The sequence below is a fragment of the Bdellovibrio sp. ZAP7 genome (genome assembly GCF_006874645.1).
Lineage (GTDB): Bacteria > Bdellovibrionota > Bdellovibrionia > Bdellovibrionales > Bdellovibrionaceae > Bdellovibrio.
Genome location: NZ_CP030082.1, coordinates 3219316 through 3236690, shown reverse-complemented (window position 1 = coordinate 3236690; position 17375 = coordinate 3219316). Strand labels below are relative to the sequence as shown.

The following is a 17375-nucleotide window of genomic DNA, read 5'->3' as shown; positions in this document are numbered from 1 at the left end:
TTAAAGAAGACGTCCCTATTGAGAGGACGTCTTCATGTCAGCCTTCCAGCCTCCACCTAAAGATTTATACAAGTCTACGACGGACACCAGTCGAGATTGTTGGGATTTTACCAAATCCAATTGCACGGCAAACAAATTCCTTTCAGCATCTAGAACTTCCAGATAAGGTGATTGACCGTTCTTATAACGTAATTGAGCAAGATAAAGATTTCTTTCAAGGGCGACGACTTGTTTTCTTTGGGCTTCCACCACATCACCGTAAGATTGATACGTTTTTAAAGCATTTCTGACTTCGACAAAGGCATTTTGAATCGCCTGGCGATATTGAACCTCGGCGGCTTTCTGTTGAGCCGTTGCCGCTTCAACCAAATACCCTGTTCTGCCACCATTGAAGATAGGCATTGAGATGCTGGCTCCGTAACCCCAGGTTTGAGAGCTGTTATTGAAAAGATTTTTCAGTTCAGAACTTTCATAACCGAATATTCCCCCTAGAGAAATGCTCGGAAAGTAATATGCCTTCGCAACACCAATCAAAGCGTTGGCCGAGACCAGATTCTGCTCTGCTGCTAAAATATCAGGTCGTCGCTCCATTAGCGAAGACGGAAGCGAAGAGGGCAACTGTGGCGGCATCACGATCTCATCCAGTTTACGGCCACGAGCTAAAGGGGTTTCTATAATCTCCTTGGGATTTTTGCCAATTAGGACTGATAGAAAACTTTCTGCTCTGGAAATCTGATCATCCAGTTTCGAAACAGTGGCCTCAGCCGAACGCATTTCTGATTCCGACTGTCGGGCATCTAGTTCTGAACCAATTCCGCCCTTGAAACGTCTAAACATCAATTCATAAGAAGCAATGCGCGATTTTAAGGTGTCCTGGGCAATCGCGTGCTGCAGATCCAAAGAGCGCAAAGCAAAGTATCCGCTGACTACTTGGCTAAGAAGGGTCAACTGCACATTGGCGCGGTTGTAGTCTGCACTTAGTAACTGAGCCTTGGCAGATTCGTTACTGCGACGGATTTTGCCCCACAAATCGATTTCATAACTTAGACTCAATCCTAAAAGGAAGCTGTTCCCGACGCTGTCAGTTCCCTGCGGAATCGGCGTCATGCCCGTTTCAGTGACCTTTTCCCTGATGGCAGAACCCCGTAAATCTAAGCTAGGAAAGTATTGGGATTTGGAAATTCCCAGGCGCGCCCGGGCTTCATCGACTCTGGCTAAAGCCAATTCAAGATCCAAATTGTGCTCGAAAGCTAATTGAATCATTTTATCTAATGTTCCGTCACCAAACTGCCGCCACCATCCCAGTTCAATGTTTTGCTCTGTAGAATTAGCGAACAGGGCAGACGGAAGATTTTCCGTGGGGCGTTTATAATCCGGTCCCACGGCACAGGCACATAAGAATCCATATGTGCTAAGACCTGCGATGAGCCATCGTTTCTTCATAAAGGTCCTCCTGCTGGCATCGGTGGTGGAGTTTGCGGAGTTGTTTTTTCTTTCTTAGCCGATTTTTTAATTTTGAATCCGGTGATAACAACGAAGAACATCGGGATAAAGAAGGTCGCAACGAAAGTACTGACGAGCATTCCCCCAATAATCCCTGTTCCGATCGAGTGACGGCTGGCAGAGCCCGCACCGCTGGAGATCGCCAGTGGCACTGCGCCCAGGATAAATGCAAGGGAGGTCATTACGATCGGACGGAAGCGCAGTTTGGCGGCTTCGTACGCAGCATCGGCAATGCTAAGTCCTTCGTGCATTTTCTCTACTGCAAACTCGACAATCAAAATGGCATTCTTGGCAGAAAGACCAATCAGCGTTACAAGAGCGATTTGGAAGTAAACGTCATTCGCCAGACCACGCAAGTAATTGGCCACCAAGGCACCTAGAATCGAATAGGGTACGGATAACAAAACTGAAAAAGGTAAACCCCATTTTTCATACTGAGCAGCCAAGATTAAAAACACGAAGATCAAAGCATAGATGAATACCTGGGCTGAAGCACCGCCTGTGAGTTTTTCCTGATAGGCCGTACCAGTCCATGCAACGCTGTAATCGCCCGCAAGACTTGAGGTCGCAAGAGTATCTTCAACCACTTTTATGACCTGACCCGAGCTGTATCCTGGAGCCGGGTTGGCAAGAATACGAGCCGCAGGAAAGATATTTAAGCGCTCCACAATCTCAGGCCCCGTCACCTTTTTAACATTTACCAAAGCTGTGATGGGGATCATATTGCCATTATCTGACCGAACATAGATGTTACGGATATCGTCGGGGCGAGAACGATATTCACCTTCTGACTGCAATTGCACCTTAAACGTACGTCCAAATTTATTGAAGTCGTTAATATAATAGCTACCGAAAGTAGCCGACATAGCATCAAAGACAGTATTGATTGGTACCTGATAGGCTTTGGCTTTTTCGCGATCCAGATTCAGGTAAATTTGTGGGATATTGGCACTGAAGTTGGAACCCACATTACCGATGGCAGGATTGTTTCGCAGTGAATCCATAAACTGCTTGGTTTTTGTCGCCAGAGTTTTGCTATCGGAACCGCCTCGATTTTGAAGATAGAATTCAAGACCACCAGTGGTACTCATACCTACGATGGCAGGTGGGCTTAACGCCATTATGGCGCCATCGCGGATGACTTGATTTAGTCCCATAATATTTCTTACGATGGCGGTCGCTGATTGATCTTCATTCTTACGTTCTTTCCAGTCTTTAAGAGTGATAAAGCTGGTGCCTGTGTTGGTTCGATTTGAACCTGATATCAGATCAAATCCCGATAATGAAACCACGTCTTTTATATTGGGATTATTCGTTAGGTAGTTGTCCATTTGATCGGAAACTGCCGCAGTTCGGGAAAGTGAAGCACCGTCTTGGAGATTAGGAATGCCAAAGACATAACCCTGGTCTTCATCAGGTACGAGACCTCCCGGCACTAATTTAAACATACCAATAATTCCGCCAACGCAAGCGAGAAATAAGACGGCACTGATGAAGAGGCGTTTATTAAAAAACTTTACACCAGCGACATAGCCATTAGTGATTTTGTCGAATGTATTATTGAAACCGCGAAAGAAACGGTTTGGTTCGTGATGTTCTTCTTTTAAAAGCATCGCACAAAGGGCTGGCGTCAGGGTCAAGGCGACTAAACCGGAAATTGCGACTGAAACGGCAATGGTAATCGCGAACTGTTTGTACATTTGACCGGCGAGACCGCCGACAAAGGCGACTGGAATAAATACCGCTGACAGAACGAGTACGATGGCAATAACGGGACTGGTAACCTCTTCCATGGCTTTGATCGTTGCTTCTTTCACGGGGAGTTTTTCGGTTCGCATAATCCTTTCGACGTTTTCCAGAACGACGATCGCATCATCGACCACCAGACCGATCGCTAAGACCAGACCAAAAAGTGTGAGTGTATTGATCGAAAATCCAAGGGCATACATTCCGGCAAATGTACCAATGATGGAAACTGGAACTGCCAGACAAGGGATAAGAGTCGCGCGCCAGCTTTGCAAGAATAAGTACACCACGATAAAAACCAGGATCATTGCTTCCATCAGTGTGTTAATGACCTCTTCGATAGAAACTTCGATAAATTTTGTGGTGTCGAATGGGATGTCGTATGCCAGGCCCGGTGGAAATTTTTGAGAAAGGTTATGCATGGTTTCTTTAACCATGTCAGCGGTTTGAACTTGATTCGCACCCGGTGCCAGATAAACACCTATACCGATCGCTGTTTTACCATTCCACTTTGTTTGTACGTCGTAACTCAGGGCGCCCAATTCCACTCGGGCTATGTCGCGCACGCGAAGTTTGGAACCATCAGCGTTGGAGCGAACAATAATGTCCTCAAACTGTTTTGGATTTTCCATGCGCCCTTGAGTGGTGACGGTAAAAGTAAAATCCACTTGATTGTTTAAAGGTTCAGCTCCGACTTTACCTGCAGCGAACTGTGCGTTCTGTTCTTTTACGGCATTGATCACGTCTGTAGCCGTGACTTTCATTTGAGCCATGCGATCGGGTTGCAGCCAGAGGCGTATAGAATAGTCTTGGGCGCCGAAAATACTGGCGTCTCCCACACCAGGGATACGTTTGATTTCGTCCAGGACATTGATCAGTGCATAGTTACTGATATAAACGGAATCATAGCGTTGATCGGGCGCACGTAAACCAATCATCTGTAAAATTGCCGAAGATTTCTTTTTAACTGTGACACCTTGACGACGAACTTCTTCGGGCAGTGTAGGCAGTGCGGTTTGCACTTTGTTGTTAACGTTGATGGTATTTTGATCGGGATCTGTTCCAATCGCAAACGTTACAGTCAAAATCATGTCGCCATTCGATGAGTTTGTTGACTGCATGTAAAGCATGTTTTCGACCCCATTGACTTGTTGTTCAATGGGAGCCGCGACGGTCGAGGAAATCGTTTCGGCGGAGGCGCCTGGATATTTGGTCGTCACTGAGACTTGTGGCGGCACGATATCTGGATACTGCGATATGGGAAGCGCCTTGATGGACGCATACCCGGCAATCATAATGATCAAAGAAATAACACAGGAGAATACCGGTCTATTGATGAAAAACTTCGAAAACATGATTTCATCCTTTTATTTTTTAGCGATAGAAGTGCCACTGACGACCTTAACAGTTTGACCGTTGCGAATTTTGGAAGCGCCTTCGACAACAATCAGTTCGCCGCCACGCAAGCCTCGGTTCACGACTACGTCATTGACGATTTCTTCTCCAAGTTCCACGGAAATTTGGCGTGCCACACTGTTTTCGGTGACGGAAAAGATGATCGGACCATTTTGAGTTTGGACAACCGATTTCAAGGGGACGGTGATCACCTTACGAAGCATAAAGCCTTTGACGTAAACGCTGACAAATTGTCCAGGCCGAAGAACGGCGTCTTTGTTGGCTATGCTGGCGCGGGCTTTCACCGTGCCGGTTGAGGTATCTACGATTTGATCGTTGAAATTCATAAAACCGACTTGTGGATAAAGTTCGCCATCACCCATGCGGACTTGGACTTCGATTTTATCCAGACTGTCCGGTCTGATAAGTTTGCCCTTGGCAGCAAGTCGGCGCAGTTCTAAAAGTTCGTTATCAGTGTAACTGAAATTCACATAAGCCGGATCGGTTTGGGAAATAGTTGTTAGCAACGAGTTTTCAGAGTTGGCGACGATCAAACTTCCCTCGGCCACGGTTTCTTTACTGGTGTATCCGTCGATGGGTGCCGTGACAGTGGTATAGCCCAGATTGATCTGGGCTTCTTCCATTTTGGCTGTGGCAGCATCCAAAGCAGATTTTGCGGCATTGTAAACCGCTACCGCGTCGTCACGGTCTTTTTGACTGACAGCATTTTCTTTATACAAAGGAACAATTCGATTCATGCTCTGACGGGCGTTGGTCAAGCGGGCCCTCTGAATGGCAACTTCACCTTTAGCCTGATTTAGAGCCGCTGTGTAAGGGGCAGGATCAATTTTGAAAAGCAAACTTCCGGCTTTTACTTTATCGCCCTCGGTATAATACCGTTTCAGCAAAATTCCGCCGACTCTGGCTCGCACTTGAATGTCTCTGATACCAGAAATTTGTCCAACGAACTCTTTGGTGATAGGAATATCTCTTACTGAGGTTTTAACAGCCGTTACTTCAGGCACTAGCTGTTGAGCTTTTGGTGCCTCTTTTTTGGAACACGCTGCTATCGAAAGCAATAAACATCCTGTCATTACTTTTAATCGCATAACTACCCCTTTATAACATTTCTAAGTACTTTTCTTTTTTCTCGCGGGACGAAGGTGTTTTGTATGTTGCCATTCGTCCACGTAAGCCTCTGCCGCTTCCGCAAGTTGTTTGCCGATACGGCCGTAAGCGGAATCATCCAGATTAGCAAGTGACACACGCAACGACCATTCTGGCCCCCCGAATCCGCCACCAGGCATAAGAACAATGGAAGTCTGTTGTGCTAGTCGGAAAAGAATGTCCACGGGCTCATAGTTTTGCACTAAGAACTTGGTAAATTCTTTTCCATATTTCAGATCGGCCCAGACCATCAGATCCAATTCACAGTAATATCCAGAGCGCATTGGATTTTCTGGAAGTGGAATTCCCAAACCTTCAAATAGAGCATGGATTCGGCGTTGGACAATGTCTTGGGTCAGAGTCTTATATTTATTTTCAGTATCCATCAGAGATGATAGTGAAAATAGCGTCATTTGGATTTGCTGGGGCAATGACAAACCGGCAGTATGATTTAAAGCCACTTGTCGGCTATCAGCCACCATGCGATCAATGAATTTCAAACTGTCAGGTTTCAAAGTGATTGTGCTATAGCGGTGATTCAGTTCTTTTCTTTGCGCTGCTGGCAATTTGCTGATCATGGTATCGAAAATGTTGTTTTCATGAATCGCAATCACGCCCAGACGCCATCCCGTGCAACCAAAGTATTTCGAATAAGAGTAAACTCCGATCGTATTTTGGGGAAGGTCCGCCATGATAGAGCGAAATCCAGGAACGAAGGTTCCATAAACGTCATCGGTGATGATGATCAGATCAGGTCGTTTCGTTTTTACGATCTTTACGATCATCTTCATGATTTTGGAAGAAACCGCCGTGGAAGGTGGATTGCTTGGATTTACCAAAAAGAACGCTTTGATTTTAGGATCCAACAGTTTTTCTATCTGTTTCTCACTGTATTGCCAAGTGTGCATTCCTGAAGCCTTGTCCATTTCGTCGGCTTCGATGCGGGTGACTTTGAATTTATAACGATCCAATGTTGGCATTTCGATATAGGGAGTGAAGGTTGGTGTACCTAATGCAATGTGATCACCTTTTTTTAAAAGACCGTTAGTGACCAGTGAATCAAAGATATAGCACATCGCTGCGGTACCACCTTCGACGGCAAAAATGTCAAAGCTGCCGCGGGGAGGATGATTGCCACACATTTCTTGATCTAAATAGGCCTGAACGATTCTTTCATTGTGCTTAAGAATCCGATCCGGAACCGGGTAGTTATCGCCGATGATCCCATCGACCAGTTCATGGACAAAGGCATCAGCATTGAATTTATAGTTGTCGACCACAAAATCCACAGCATTGCTTAAGAACTCTGCTCCCAAAGCTTTGCCGTTGCGAGCGAGAAACGTTTCGAGTCGTTTTGCGATTCCGACTTTGTGGGGCATGCCACCCAGACCCGGTTCATTCCAGACACGTTTACTTTCTGTTAGAGCAAACTGGCCTAACAAGAAGAAGGCCTCGCGTGGATCGGTCGCAATCCAATTTGGATTTCCGCGTCCGGCGTTTAACATCGCAATTGTGCTGGTTTTCGAATTTTCTGAAGCAAGTTCGATCAAAGCATCTTTCAACTCAAAAGGACTGAGTTGTTGTAGCTTTTTTTGCATTGCTCGGGATACCTTCATTTTAACGGACTTTACGGACATGTGGGACTCTCCTTCAGTTATTTTTAATTAAAGCAACATGAAAACAATGACCGCACCCCAGATGGTTTTCAGGGTGTTGGCGACGGCATAAGTGACCGTGTATCCAAGAATTGGAACTTTGCTTTTTCCGGCTTCTTGAATTGCACCAATCGCGGCAGTAGTAGTCATACTTCCAGCGCAGGCACCGAAAAGAATCGCCGGATCGAATTTGAAAACATATTTGCCGAGATAAACGGAGAACAAGGCGGTAAGAACTGTGACGGCGATACCCGCCAGGAAAAGGCTGATACCCACGGCCTTGATTCCCGCAATAAAGCCGGGCCCTGATACCAATCCCACGATTGCAACAAATGCTCCTAAACCAACGGAGTCAAAAACCCAGAGTCCCGCAGCAGGAATTTGTCCAAACGTAGGACGCGTGGCGCGCCAGTACGACATCAGAAGACCGGCAATCAAAGCCCCACCACTGGTGCTAAGGCTGATTGGAATTTTTCCGACATTAAAGGATAGCAGACCGATTAATCCCCCGAGTAAAACCCCCAGCCCGATGAAAACCATATCTGACATGATGGTAGGATGTTGGGGGGAGCCGATCTCTTTAGCCACTCTTTCGACGTCTTCAAGTTTTCCGACCAGAGTCACAACGTCCCCGGCATTCAGTGTCAGATTTTCGTGCAAAGGGAGTTCGTGTTCGATACGAGTAATTTTTCTGACGAAAACATTTTTTCTAAATTCCTGGCCTTTTTCGCGAATGATGTCGGCGGCAGTTTTACCAAAATAGGCTTTGTTCGTGACGACAACATCTAGCATTTCAAGTTTGAAGTCCAAAAGTTCCTGGTCATCGATTTCTTCACCGATTTCATTTTCATGCTCAACCAAATGTTTGCGGTTTCCCGAAACGGCGACCACGTCTCCAGGCACGATAATTACATTGCCGTTGGGATCCAGGATGGTCCCTTCATGACGAATGCGGGTCACAAAAACCGGAGTTTGCTGCCCCCCAAAGGACGCTTCAAGGTCAGAGACCTTTTTATTCGCAAATGCTTTACCAGTGACTTTATAAGTGCGCACGACATTGTTGAGTCGGGCCGACAATACACCAGGCTCGTCGACTTTCTGGCCCATCTTTTGTTCATAGTCTTTGCAGACTTTTACCAGGTCCACTTTCAAAAGTTTCGGACCGAGACTTGAATAGACCCAGGCAAACCCGATTGTACCGAAGATATAGCTGACAGCGTAGGCGATAGGAATGGAGTTGTTATATTGAGCTTTCGCATCGGCGGCGAGATTGGGAAGACTATTGATCGTATCTTGTGCGACACCGATGACCGCTGATTGAGTTAGAGCGCCGGCCAGTAGACCAGCAGAATATCCCAGATCGAAGCCCATAAATTTTGCGACACCAAAAGCTATCAATAATCCGCCCACGCAGACTATGGATGCAAAGATAGCTTGCGGCAGACCATCTGTTTTTAGACCTTGAACAAACTGAGGACCGACTTTATATCCGACAGCAAATAGGAATAACATGAAAAAGATGGCTTTGGTGTCCGGGCCTATGTGGATACCAAGTTGACCGATAATGACTCCGGCGATCAAAGTTCCGGTCACAGAACCCAACTGAAAATAACCGATTTTAAGTTTCCCAAACAGATATCCCAATCCCAAAGTGAGGAAGAACGCCAACTCAGGATGCACTTTGAGCTGAGTGAATAACCAATTCATGAGGCCCCCAGTATTTAGTAATGTCTTGAATGAATGTAAGGTTAATGCAGAAATTTTCGGCTGTTTATTGTCGGGAATAGTGATTGCAAACAAACACGCTGTTGGTTAGCACCGGCGGTACCCAGAGATAACTGGATTGGTGTGCGCCAATTATTCCAAACGAAGGTCCGTGCAGCTTCTGTTGTTGCAGCACACGGCCGGAACTTTCAATTTCCCGGGTAGGCTAGGTTTGATTCAATAGTTTCGAGTGGTATCTTCGAGTTAATAGGTTTTGTGAGGTGGTCTGCGAAACCTGCAGCTTTGGTGCGTTCGCGGTCTTCTTTCATCGCGTGTGCGGTTAATGCGATGACGTTCTGACCCATGCAGTGCAACTTTCCGAATTGAAGACACTGGCATTGGGATGACTCGAGAGCAGGCAGACCGATTGTTCCTTCCTTTTACTCCAGCCGATACAATTCTCCGAATGGATAGAATTGCTTTTGAATTGCCACAGTTTATTTTAACCTTGGGTCTCAACTATTTTGAAGCCTTTTATGAAGGACACCATCGTCGACACTTTGATTAGACTTAGAATGTTTCGCAACAAGGGATGCAAACAAAAGTGGTAGTTCCATCGTTCACAAAAGTTGATTGAATTGTAAGATCTCGTTTTTCTTCATAAAGAATGTTGAATCGTAAAAGAGCGGGTGCTAGAAGAGCTTCATGAAGCTTTTATTGGTGCTTATATTTCAAATTCCCGCGATGGCTTTGGCTATTATCGGTGGCACAGTGATTAATGACGGTTCTTACCGTCAAACTGTCGCTTTGGCGTATAAGGCCCAGGACGGTGATGCCGTTTCCAAAAGCTATTGCAGTGGAACGTTGATTGGTCCTCGTGTGGTGATAACAGCCGCACACTGCATCTCTTTAGGCGCGAAAGGTTTCAATATTGCGCCTGAGCAGTTTATTTATAAAACTTGGATCTATGTGGGGGATTCTCCCGCAACTTCAGAGATCCCATTCCTAAAAGCTCAGTTCCGTGTGGCATCTGCCATCTTCTATCCGCCGAGCGATTCCATTTACAGTGATGTTGTGATGCTGGTGTTAAACGAAGACGTGGATCTTCAAAAGTTTCAAATCACTCCGGCACCTATAGCGGTGGTGAAGCCATCAATGATCGGCCGAGATCTGATTCATGTCGGTTATGGCATGATTGAAAACAATGGGCCTAAAGGAACCAAGTCATTCTTCTCTTTGCCGATGCGAGGTTTCAATCCCTACAACGGAATGGAAGTGGGCGAGTTCAAAAATCGCGGGCCGGGGGCTTGTCACGGTGATTCCGGAGGCAGTGCATATATGCGCGATGAAGATGGCATTTTAAAATTCATCGGGGTTGAAAATTCGATCTCCGGTTTCGTCTGTGGAGTGGGAGCAACCTACTTCGTCCCAATCACCGAAGAAAATCTGCAATGGATCAACTCCATTGGTCTCCCACTTTTTAATTAAGTTCTCCACCCAGGGTGACTCCGAAAAATCTTTTAGCGTCTTATGATCTTGTTCCAAACTGAAACGAATAGTCTGGAATAATCACACATTCTCTTCGTATTCTGGTCAGCCGAAATGATCTCTTGCTACACTAAGGATCACCGAGGGGAGATCTAGTTTGCGGAAATCAGTTTTGATCAAATTATTTGCAATAGCTTTTCCGCTCGTAACTCTGTTCGTTAATTGCGATGGTTTCGAGATAGCCGAAAATATCAGTGGCGAGCTCGAATCAGGTTCGAGTCTGAATTCAAGCGACGGCTGTCTGTTGGCTCCTGCTCAATACCGCTCGCCTAAAACCATCGACGAAGTAACAACTCTGATTAATGCTCTGCCAAAGCCAGTATCGATTCCATGCCTTATCGAAAACCTTCCCGCGCCCCTTAAGATTTATTCTGTGGAAAGCACGGGGAGTGCACAACCTTCGGTTGATTCGAATAACCCGAGAATTTTTATTTTCATTAATAACGTCATCGTGAGTGTGACGCCCCAAGGACTGGGCAGTCAGGTCGTCGAGTTCAGTCAGCGGATTTCCTCAACCGAATCGGTGAAAGGTGAAATCAGTTTCCCAGTGGTATCCGAACTTGACGTGGAAGCACCCTACAAGGGCATCCGCGCGGCTTTCGGAACAAGCTGCCGTGATTGTCACACCGGAGAGAGAAGTGTTTCAGGTTTCGCAGGCGACGCCTATGCTTCAAGTATTCTTCGACCCAGCACTGTGGGACGCCAAACCGCTCTAAAAATGCAATTGCAAACTGCTTACTGCAAAGACTCCGAAGATCCTTTTCGATGCAAAATGCTCCGCTCAATTTTCATCAACGGAAAAGCCCAAGATTCAAACTTCCCTTAGGCCAGAGTGACTTAAAGTGGCTCAGGTCCCGCATAGGGCTCCGATGACAAAGTCGGAGCTTCGCGGAAGTTTTTTGGAAGTTCTCCCTTAAGACTTTCCAAGAATGCCTTTATCGAGCGTACCTGATCATCCGTAAGATCTTTGTTCAGTTGCAACTTTCCCATCCAGCGAATCGCGGTCTCTAAGTCTTTTGCCGAAGCGTCGTGGAAGTAGGGCGCTGATTCAGTGATATTGCGAAGCGAAGGTACTTTGAAAACATAAAGATCTTCATCTTTCTTGCTCACATCTTGGCGTCCCTTGTCGGGATTCTTAGACTTAGTAAGGTTCCAGTAGTCTTGGTAAACACCAAACTTTTGCATACTTCGGCCTCCCACAGCTGTTCCATTGTGGCAGGAGGCGCAACCGACAGTGATAAATTCTTTCAAACCTTTTCGAGCTTGTGTAGAGATGGCCTTAATGTCGCCTTCCAAAAATTGATCAAAGGGGGCTCTTGTGGTCAGTGACCTTTGATAGCTTCCCAGCGCCGCAGCCGCATTCTCGAGGGTCAGGGGATTTTCTGAATTAGGAAACGCTTTTTTAAAAAGAGGTAAGTAGCCAGCCAGTTCAAATCTTTTTAAAGCCTCAGCACTAGAGGAATTGCCGAAGCTCAACGGAGTGGTGAAAGAGCGCAAAGCTTGATCTTCAATGCTTGTGCGATCATTGCGCCAATGAACAATTTCCTGATACTTGAGATTTAATATAGATTGAGCGTTGCGTGCTCCTTTGTTGTTATTGAAGCCCGCAGATTGAGGGAGTCGGTCCGTGCTGTAGTACTGAGGCTGGTGACAGCGCACACAAGTCGTGCTGCCATCTTTAGACAGGCGATAGTCAAAAAAGATTTTTCTGCCGAGCTCAATTTGCTCATCCGAAATCTTATCTGGCGCCGCCGTTTTGGCAGGAATGATGCCAAAAAGGGCTTTTGCGGTTTTCGATAGTTCCTTGTCGGTGGAAGATGAACTGGCCTTTGCGTTAAAACAAAAAATCAAAAAACTCGAAAAAATAACCGATGATACTTTCATCTAATACCCTTCAGTTTTTGAGAAAAAACTTTTAAGAAGCTATTTTCAAACATTAAACTTAGCGATGTATTCCCGGCGGTATTTGAAAATCTGCATGACTTCTTTTCTAACAAAATAGTTAGCGATCAACCATCCAAAATACCCAAGGGGTAGTTTATATCGAACTCGATCAGTCATCAAGGTGCCACCACAAAATGACCGAAACTCATGAGTGTGATGCCAAAGTTGATAAGGTCCTCGCATTTGATTGTCCACAAATTTATGAGGTGGATGCCATTCGTCTATTTCTGTTTTCCATTTTGCAGGAATTCCTCGAATTTTTAAAACATAGTCGATCAAAGTTCCTTGTTGAATTTGCTGTGTCGAGACCTTTTTAATTTGGAACGACAAAGTGGGTGGTGTGATTTCTTCTAGATTGTGGGGGTCTTTGAAAAACTCGAAAATCTTTTCAGGAGTAACGGGAATAAACTGTTCTGAATAAAATATTTCTTCTCTAGATCGGAAGGGTTCGCAAAGCTCATGTAAAGTTTGTTGGAGGTCAGTGTGTAGAAATCGGAATCCCAAGGCCTGTGCTCGATCAGAGCTGCAACGAACAGAACTGGTAATGGTTTCTGCGGCCTCACCGTAAAGTGCTTTGATAGCAACCTTTGGAACAGGCAGTGCCAGAGGCCTGTTCAAACTTTTTGCCAATATCGTTGAGAAGTATTTATTAGTCACTGGATGTGGGGCTACTCCGTTAAAAGGTCCTTGGACATGTTCATTTTCCAATGCAAAAATAAAGAGTCGGGCGATATCTTGAATCGTGATCCAGCTCATCCATTGGCGGCCATTGCCTAAAAATCCCCCAAGGCCTGCTTTGAAAGGAAAAAGCATTTGCTCCATGGCTCCACCATGTGGGGATAAAACAATGCCAGTGCGGATGATTGAAACTCTTCCCGGTGCTTTTGCTGATTCAGCTTCCCAATCCGCTGTTACCTTTGAAAGAAAGTCTTGCCCAGGGGAGTGATCTTCGTGACAGATTTGATCGTGACGGTCTCCATAAAAACCAATCGCCGATCCTCCAACAAAAACTTTTATGGTTGCCGGCAGGCTCGCGATCAAGTTGCGGGTTCCCACGACACGAGAATCGTAGATTTTTTTCTTTGCCTGCGAGTTCCACCGCGATCCAATGACGGATTCTCCCATCAGATTTATCACGGCTTCAATATTTTGAAGTGACATGTCTTCGAGCGGCCCCTTGACCAGGTCTCCTTCGATAACTTCACAGGGAAAAGGCAGTATGCTGCGAGCTTTGTTGGCGTCGCGGCTGATAGCAAATATCTTGTGACCCTTTTCGGCCAGAGTTTTTCCGACTTCTTTGCCAATAAGTCCTGTTGCTCCGGTTATTAAGATATTCATACGCGCCTCATTATGATTTGTTCCCAGTACTCATGCAGGTCCAGCTCAACTTCGAGCTTTCTTAAAGCAGCAAATATTCCACCTAGCTTTCTGTGCAAAAATATTAGTTTATGAGGCGGTGGGGAAAATTTGAGAGTTTGCATCAGTTGTCGCGAAAGCCGAGAGTTGTTTTTTAAGAAGTCATCATCTTTAAAGCTAAATTTGCCACCTTTTTGGTTTTGAAAGAATGGACTCATGCCAAGCTTCATCAGTTCAACAAACACGAGCTTTGCTTCTTGTGTTTCTCGAGGATCTAATAGTTCAAAATCAATGGCCTTTTGAACGATTGTCTCTGCCGGTGAATTTTGAATCGACTTTAGAAGTTCAATATAGCTTTTTCTAAATTCAGGCGGATATTCTTTGGAGGCTCCGAAATCCAGAGCAACAATTTCAAGTTCTGGATTTTCGCGGATTAGAAAGTTTCCAGGATTAGGATCGGTTTGCACAAAGCCCCATACAAAGAATTCCATGATATAAAGTTCGAGCATCGACTTGGCGATCAGCTCGCGTTTTTCCTTGGACGGAGCCGTATCAATCCATTCTTTCAGCGTCAGGCCTGACTCGTAAGTGAGACATAGAATTTTTTTAGTACTGAGATGAGTCAGTGGTGTCGGAGCATTAATTTTGGCGTACTTCCAATCATGCGACGCAAAGAGTTTATTGAAATTGGCAAGTGCTTGAGCTTCATTAAGATAGTTTACTTCTTGAAGCAGCACCTCTTCGATTTCTGTAAACAAATACTCGAGATTCATATTTCTGCCTGTCATCAAGCAAAGAGCAGAAATTATTTTCTTCAAAGTTCTAATGTCGTTTTCGATGGATTGTTCTAAATAAGGATATTGAGCTTTAATAACGATCGGATTGTTGGCAACTTTCGCTTTGTAAACCTGCCCCATGCTGGCTGCTGCAAATGGTTTGTGCTGAATTTCACGCAGCTCCAAAAGTTCCGACTCTGTGAGTTCTTCCTTGAGTGTTTGCGCTAAGTCGAGTTCGGGGCTTTCCCACACTTGATGTTGAAGTTGCGACAGAATTTGGATTGCTTCCGGTGGAAAATAGTCATCAAGGTCGAGGCTTAGTAGCTGCCCCGCCTTCATCGCGGCTCCACGTAGATTTCCCAGGCTTTCGGTAAGAATCTTGGCTTGTTCTATTCTGGATTGAATGTCACCTGAAGTGAGCTCCTTAAAGCCAATCTTCGTTGCCATTTTGGTAAGCTCAAGCGTCCGTTTAATACGGCTGCTAAAGATGGATCCCATTGTAAGCTCCCGTCAGGTTAAGGCTAGTAAACATTGACATTCAATTTGGTTCATACTACTATGAACCAAATTGGAGATCAAGATGCAAAAGACAAAAAATATGTCTCATTCTGAAATCACGGTCTATTACGATGGTCTCTGTCAGTTGTGTTCACGGGAAATTGAGCACTACAAAAAGATGGACGGGGCTAGCAACATCTCGTTTGTCGACATCACCTCCCCAGGATTTGATGCCACGGCAGAAGGCCTGGATCCCCATAAAATTCACCAGAGTCTTCATGTGAGGGATACCAACGGGCAGATCTATATAGGTGTTGAAGCCTTTATAATGATTTGGTCTCAGTTAAATATGCTGAAAAAAATTGTTCCTTTAGCTTCCTTTGGACCAGTTAAAAAGACGCTAGAGGCCGGGTATTTCTTGTTTGCAAAAGTTCGTCCTTTGCTTCCGCGTAAAAAATGTTCCGACAGTCCTTACTGTGAAGTTCAGTTTGATCAAAAAAGATAAAGGCTTGGGAGATGGGAATATCAAAAGCACTCAAAGAAAAATTTTCTGGTTTCTCTGAAGACGATCGCTCCAGACTTGTAAGAATGGGTTGGGAAGATCGAACAACTTTTGATGTGATTGAAGCTCAGTTCGGTCTGTCTCCCAATGAATTTGTTCAATTCATGAGATCAGTCTTGGCGGAAGATGTTTTTAATCGTTGGCGACGAAGAGTATCTCAGCAGGGGCATCTTAAAAACGAAAAAACCAGAGGCTTCAAAGTCACTCGTTTTAAGTGTTCACGACAATCCATTGATGGAATCACTAAGGGCTGGAAGTGATCGAGGTCATATTGAATTCTTTTGATTGGGTAAGTTTGCATTTCGCTTGCTGCTTTTATTTGACGGGTGTCATTCTGGTCATACATTTAACTCACTATCCGGCATTTTCTTTCATTGCTGAAAAGGACTTCGCAAAGTTTCATGCAAGGCATACTGCTGTGATGGGAGGAATTGTCGGACCCGTGATGATCTTAGAGCTTTTAACTGCTCTTATCTTGTGCCACTCCTACAGCTTGAACTGGCTGTTTAATTTGGCGGGAGTTGTGATTATTTGGCTCAGTACATTTCTGTGGAGTGTGCCTTCTCATGCTAGGCTTTCGCGGGGACAAGACCTGGCCGAAATTAAAAAATTAGTTCGAGGCAACTGGCTTCGAACCGTGATTTGGACTGCACGATCAGCTTTATTCCTGTTGTTGATTTTGAAGACGAAAATATTCTTATAGGAAATACATGAAATTTATTAAGGTCAACGACATCTCGATTTTTAGGAAAGTAGCACTTTCTCTTTGGGGAGGTGGCGGCGATCCTTCTGTGTATGGTTTTCTGGAAATAGATGTCACGCATCTCAAACTCTTGTCCTCTCCCACCTCATTGGTGATTAAGGGTTTGAGTGAGGTTATGAAAAAACACAAAGAACTTAATTTTGTGATGCGATTCGGAAGGCTTTATCGTCGCAAGAGTATAAATATTTCTGTCATGGTGAATATTTCCGAGGAGGGAAGACATGATCTTTCTTTCGCGACTCTTCGGGATGTTGATCGGATGAGTGTAACAGAGATCGAGGAGCAACTATCGAAGAATGCTGGGCAAATTCGTCGCAGAGAAGATCCTCATTTGGGTTTTGCGTTACGGCTGATTCATAAGCTGCCACATTTTTTTACGAAAATCTTTTTGCGTGTCTTCGGCTTTTTAGTTCATGACCTTAATTTGGATTTATCTTTTGCTCGGTTGCCGCAGGACCCTTTTGGTTCCGTGATCGTAACTAATGTGGGGTCTTTGGGAATTAAGAAAGCTTTGGTTCCGTTGGTTCCTTTGACTCGGGCAGGTCTTTTGGTTTCAATTGGGCAAGTCTGCAAAGAGCCCATCGTGGTGAAAGATAAAATCGAAATTCGGGAAATTATGCACCTTGGTGTCACCTTCGATCACCGCTTCTTTGATGGTGCTCAGGCCGCAAAAATGATTCGTGATTTTGAGGCCTTTCTAAAACCAGAGGAAAAGTAAGTCGGTCTGTCGTCGGGCAGATGTCATCATGGACATCGTA

At 45.1% G+C, this 17375-nt stretch carries 14 protein-coding genes; 6 read left to right on the top strand and 8 right to left on the bottom strand.

Annotation, left to right across the window (positions count from 1 at the left end; genetic code table 11):
* Positions 1-15 precede the first annotated feature (15 nt).
* From DOM22_RS15555 to aspT, 5 genes are read right to left on the bottom strand one after another with little or no spacing between them, the layout of a single operon-like run.
* Positions 16-1443, bottom strand: coding sequence for an efflux transporter outer membrane subunit (locus DOM22_RS15555; protein ID WP_142701261.1), 1428 nt, complete (start codon positions 1441-1443; stop codon positions 16-18).
* Positions 1440-4604: an efflux RND transporter permease subunit gene (locus tag DOM22_RS15550; protein ID WP_142701260.1), complete on the bottom strand. Its 3165-nt coding sequence runs from the start codon at positions 4602-4604 to the stop codon at positions 1440-1442. The genes DOM22_RS15555 and DOM22_RS15550 overlap by 4 nt, the downstream gene beginning before the upstream one ends.
* A gap of 12 nt (positions 4605-4616) precedes the next feature.
* Complete coding sequence (locus tag DOM22_RS15545) at positions 4617-5753, bottom strand: efflux RND transporter periplasmic adaptor subunit (RefSeq protein ID WP_142701259.1); 1137 nt, start codon at positions 5751-5753, stop codon at positions 4617-4619.
* Between the two features lie 21 nt (positions 5754-5774).
* Positions 5775-7448, bottom strand: a complete 1674-nt coding sequence (locus DOM22_RS15540; protein ID WP_142701258.1) for a bifunctional aspartate transaminase/aspartate 4-decarboxylase — start codon at positions 7446-7448, stop codon at positions 5775-5777.
* 27 nt (positions 7449-7475) lie between these two features.
* A complete protein-coding gene (gene aspT, locus DOM22_RS15535; RefSeq protein ID WP_142701257.1) occupies positions 7476-9173 on the bottom strand; it encodes an aspartate-alanine antiporter in 1698 nt (565 codons plus the stop codon).
* A gap of 702 nt (positions 9174-9875) precedes the next feature.
* Between aspT and DOM22_RS15530 the strand changes: the two genes are divergently transcribed.
* Both DOM22_RS15530 and DOM22_RS15525 read left to right on the top strand, forming a co-directional pair.
* Positions 9876-10658 (top strand): trypsin-like serine protease, encoded by a 783-nt coding sequence (locus DOM22_RS15530; protein WP_142701256.1) that lies wholly within the window; start codon positions 9876-9878, stop codon positions 10656-10658.
* A gap of 157 nt (positions 10659-10815) precedes the next feature.
* A complete protein-coding gene (locus DOM22_RS15525) occupies positions 10816-11544 on the top strand; it encodes a hypothetical protein (RefSeq protein ID WP_142701255.1) in 729 nt (242 codons plus the stop codon).
* 11 nt (positions 11545-11555) lie between these two features.
* Here DOM22_RS15525 and DOM22_RS15520 read toward each other — a convergent pair whose 3' ends face one another.
* The 3 genes from DOM22_RS15520 to DOM22_RS15510 are packed head-to-tail and all read right to left on the bottom strand — an operon-like array spanning position 11556 to position 15241.
* Positions 11556-12602 (bottom strand): cytochrome-c peroxidase, encoded by a 1047-nt coding sequence (locus DOM22_RS15520; protein WP_142701254.1) that lies wholly within the window; start codon positions 12600-12602, stop codon positions 11556-11558.
* Positions 12603-12647: 45 nt separating this feature from the next.
* Entirely contained in the window at positions 12648-14000 is a 1353-nt protein-coding gene (locus tag DOM22_RS15515; protein ID WP_142701253.1) for a TIGR01777 family oxidoreductase, read from the bottom strand.
* Positions 13997-15241 carry an AarF/ABC1/UbiB kinase family protein gene (locus DOM22_RS15510; RefSeq protein WP_168196677.1) on the bottom strand — a complete coding sequence of 415 codons (1245 nt, stop codon included), beginning with the start codon at positions 15239-15241 and terminating at the stop codon, positions 13997-13999. The genes DOM22_RS15515 and DOM22_RS15510 overlap by 4 nt, the downstream gene beginning before the upstream one ends.
* A 133-nt stretch (positions 15242-15374) precedes the next feature.
* Between DOM22_RS15510 and DOM22_RS15505 the strand changes: the two genes are divergently transcribed.
* From DOM22_RS15505 to DOM22_RS15490, 4 genes are all read left to right on the top strand, one after another.
* A complete protein-coding gene (locus DOM22_RS15505) occupies positions 15375-15797 on the top strand; it encodes a thiol-disulfide oxidoreductase DCC family protein (protein WP_142701251.1) in 423 nt (140 codons plus the stop codon).
* Between the two features lie 11 nt (positions 15798-15808).
* Complete coding sequence (locus DOM22_RS15500) at positions 15809-16114, top strand: TIGR03643 family protein (RefSeq protein WP_142701250.1); 306 nt, start codon at positions 15809-15811, stop codon at positions 16112-16114.
* 11 nt (positions 16115-16125) lie between these two features.
* Positions 16126-16557 carry a hypothetical protein gene (locus tag DOM22_RS15495; RefSeq protein ID WP_142701249.1) on the top strand — a complete coding sequence of 144 codons (432 nt, stop codon included), beginning with the start codon at positions 16126-16128 and terminating at the stop codon, positions 16555-16557.
* A gap of 175 nt (positions 16558-16732) precedes the next feature.
* Positions 16733-17335, top strand: coding sequence for a 2-oxo acid dehydrogenase subunit E2 (locus DOM22_RS15490; RefSeq protein WP_210415640.1), 603 nt, complete (start codon positions 16733-16735; stop codon positions 17333-17335).
* Positions 17336-17375 lie beyond the last annotated feature (40 nt).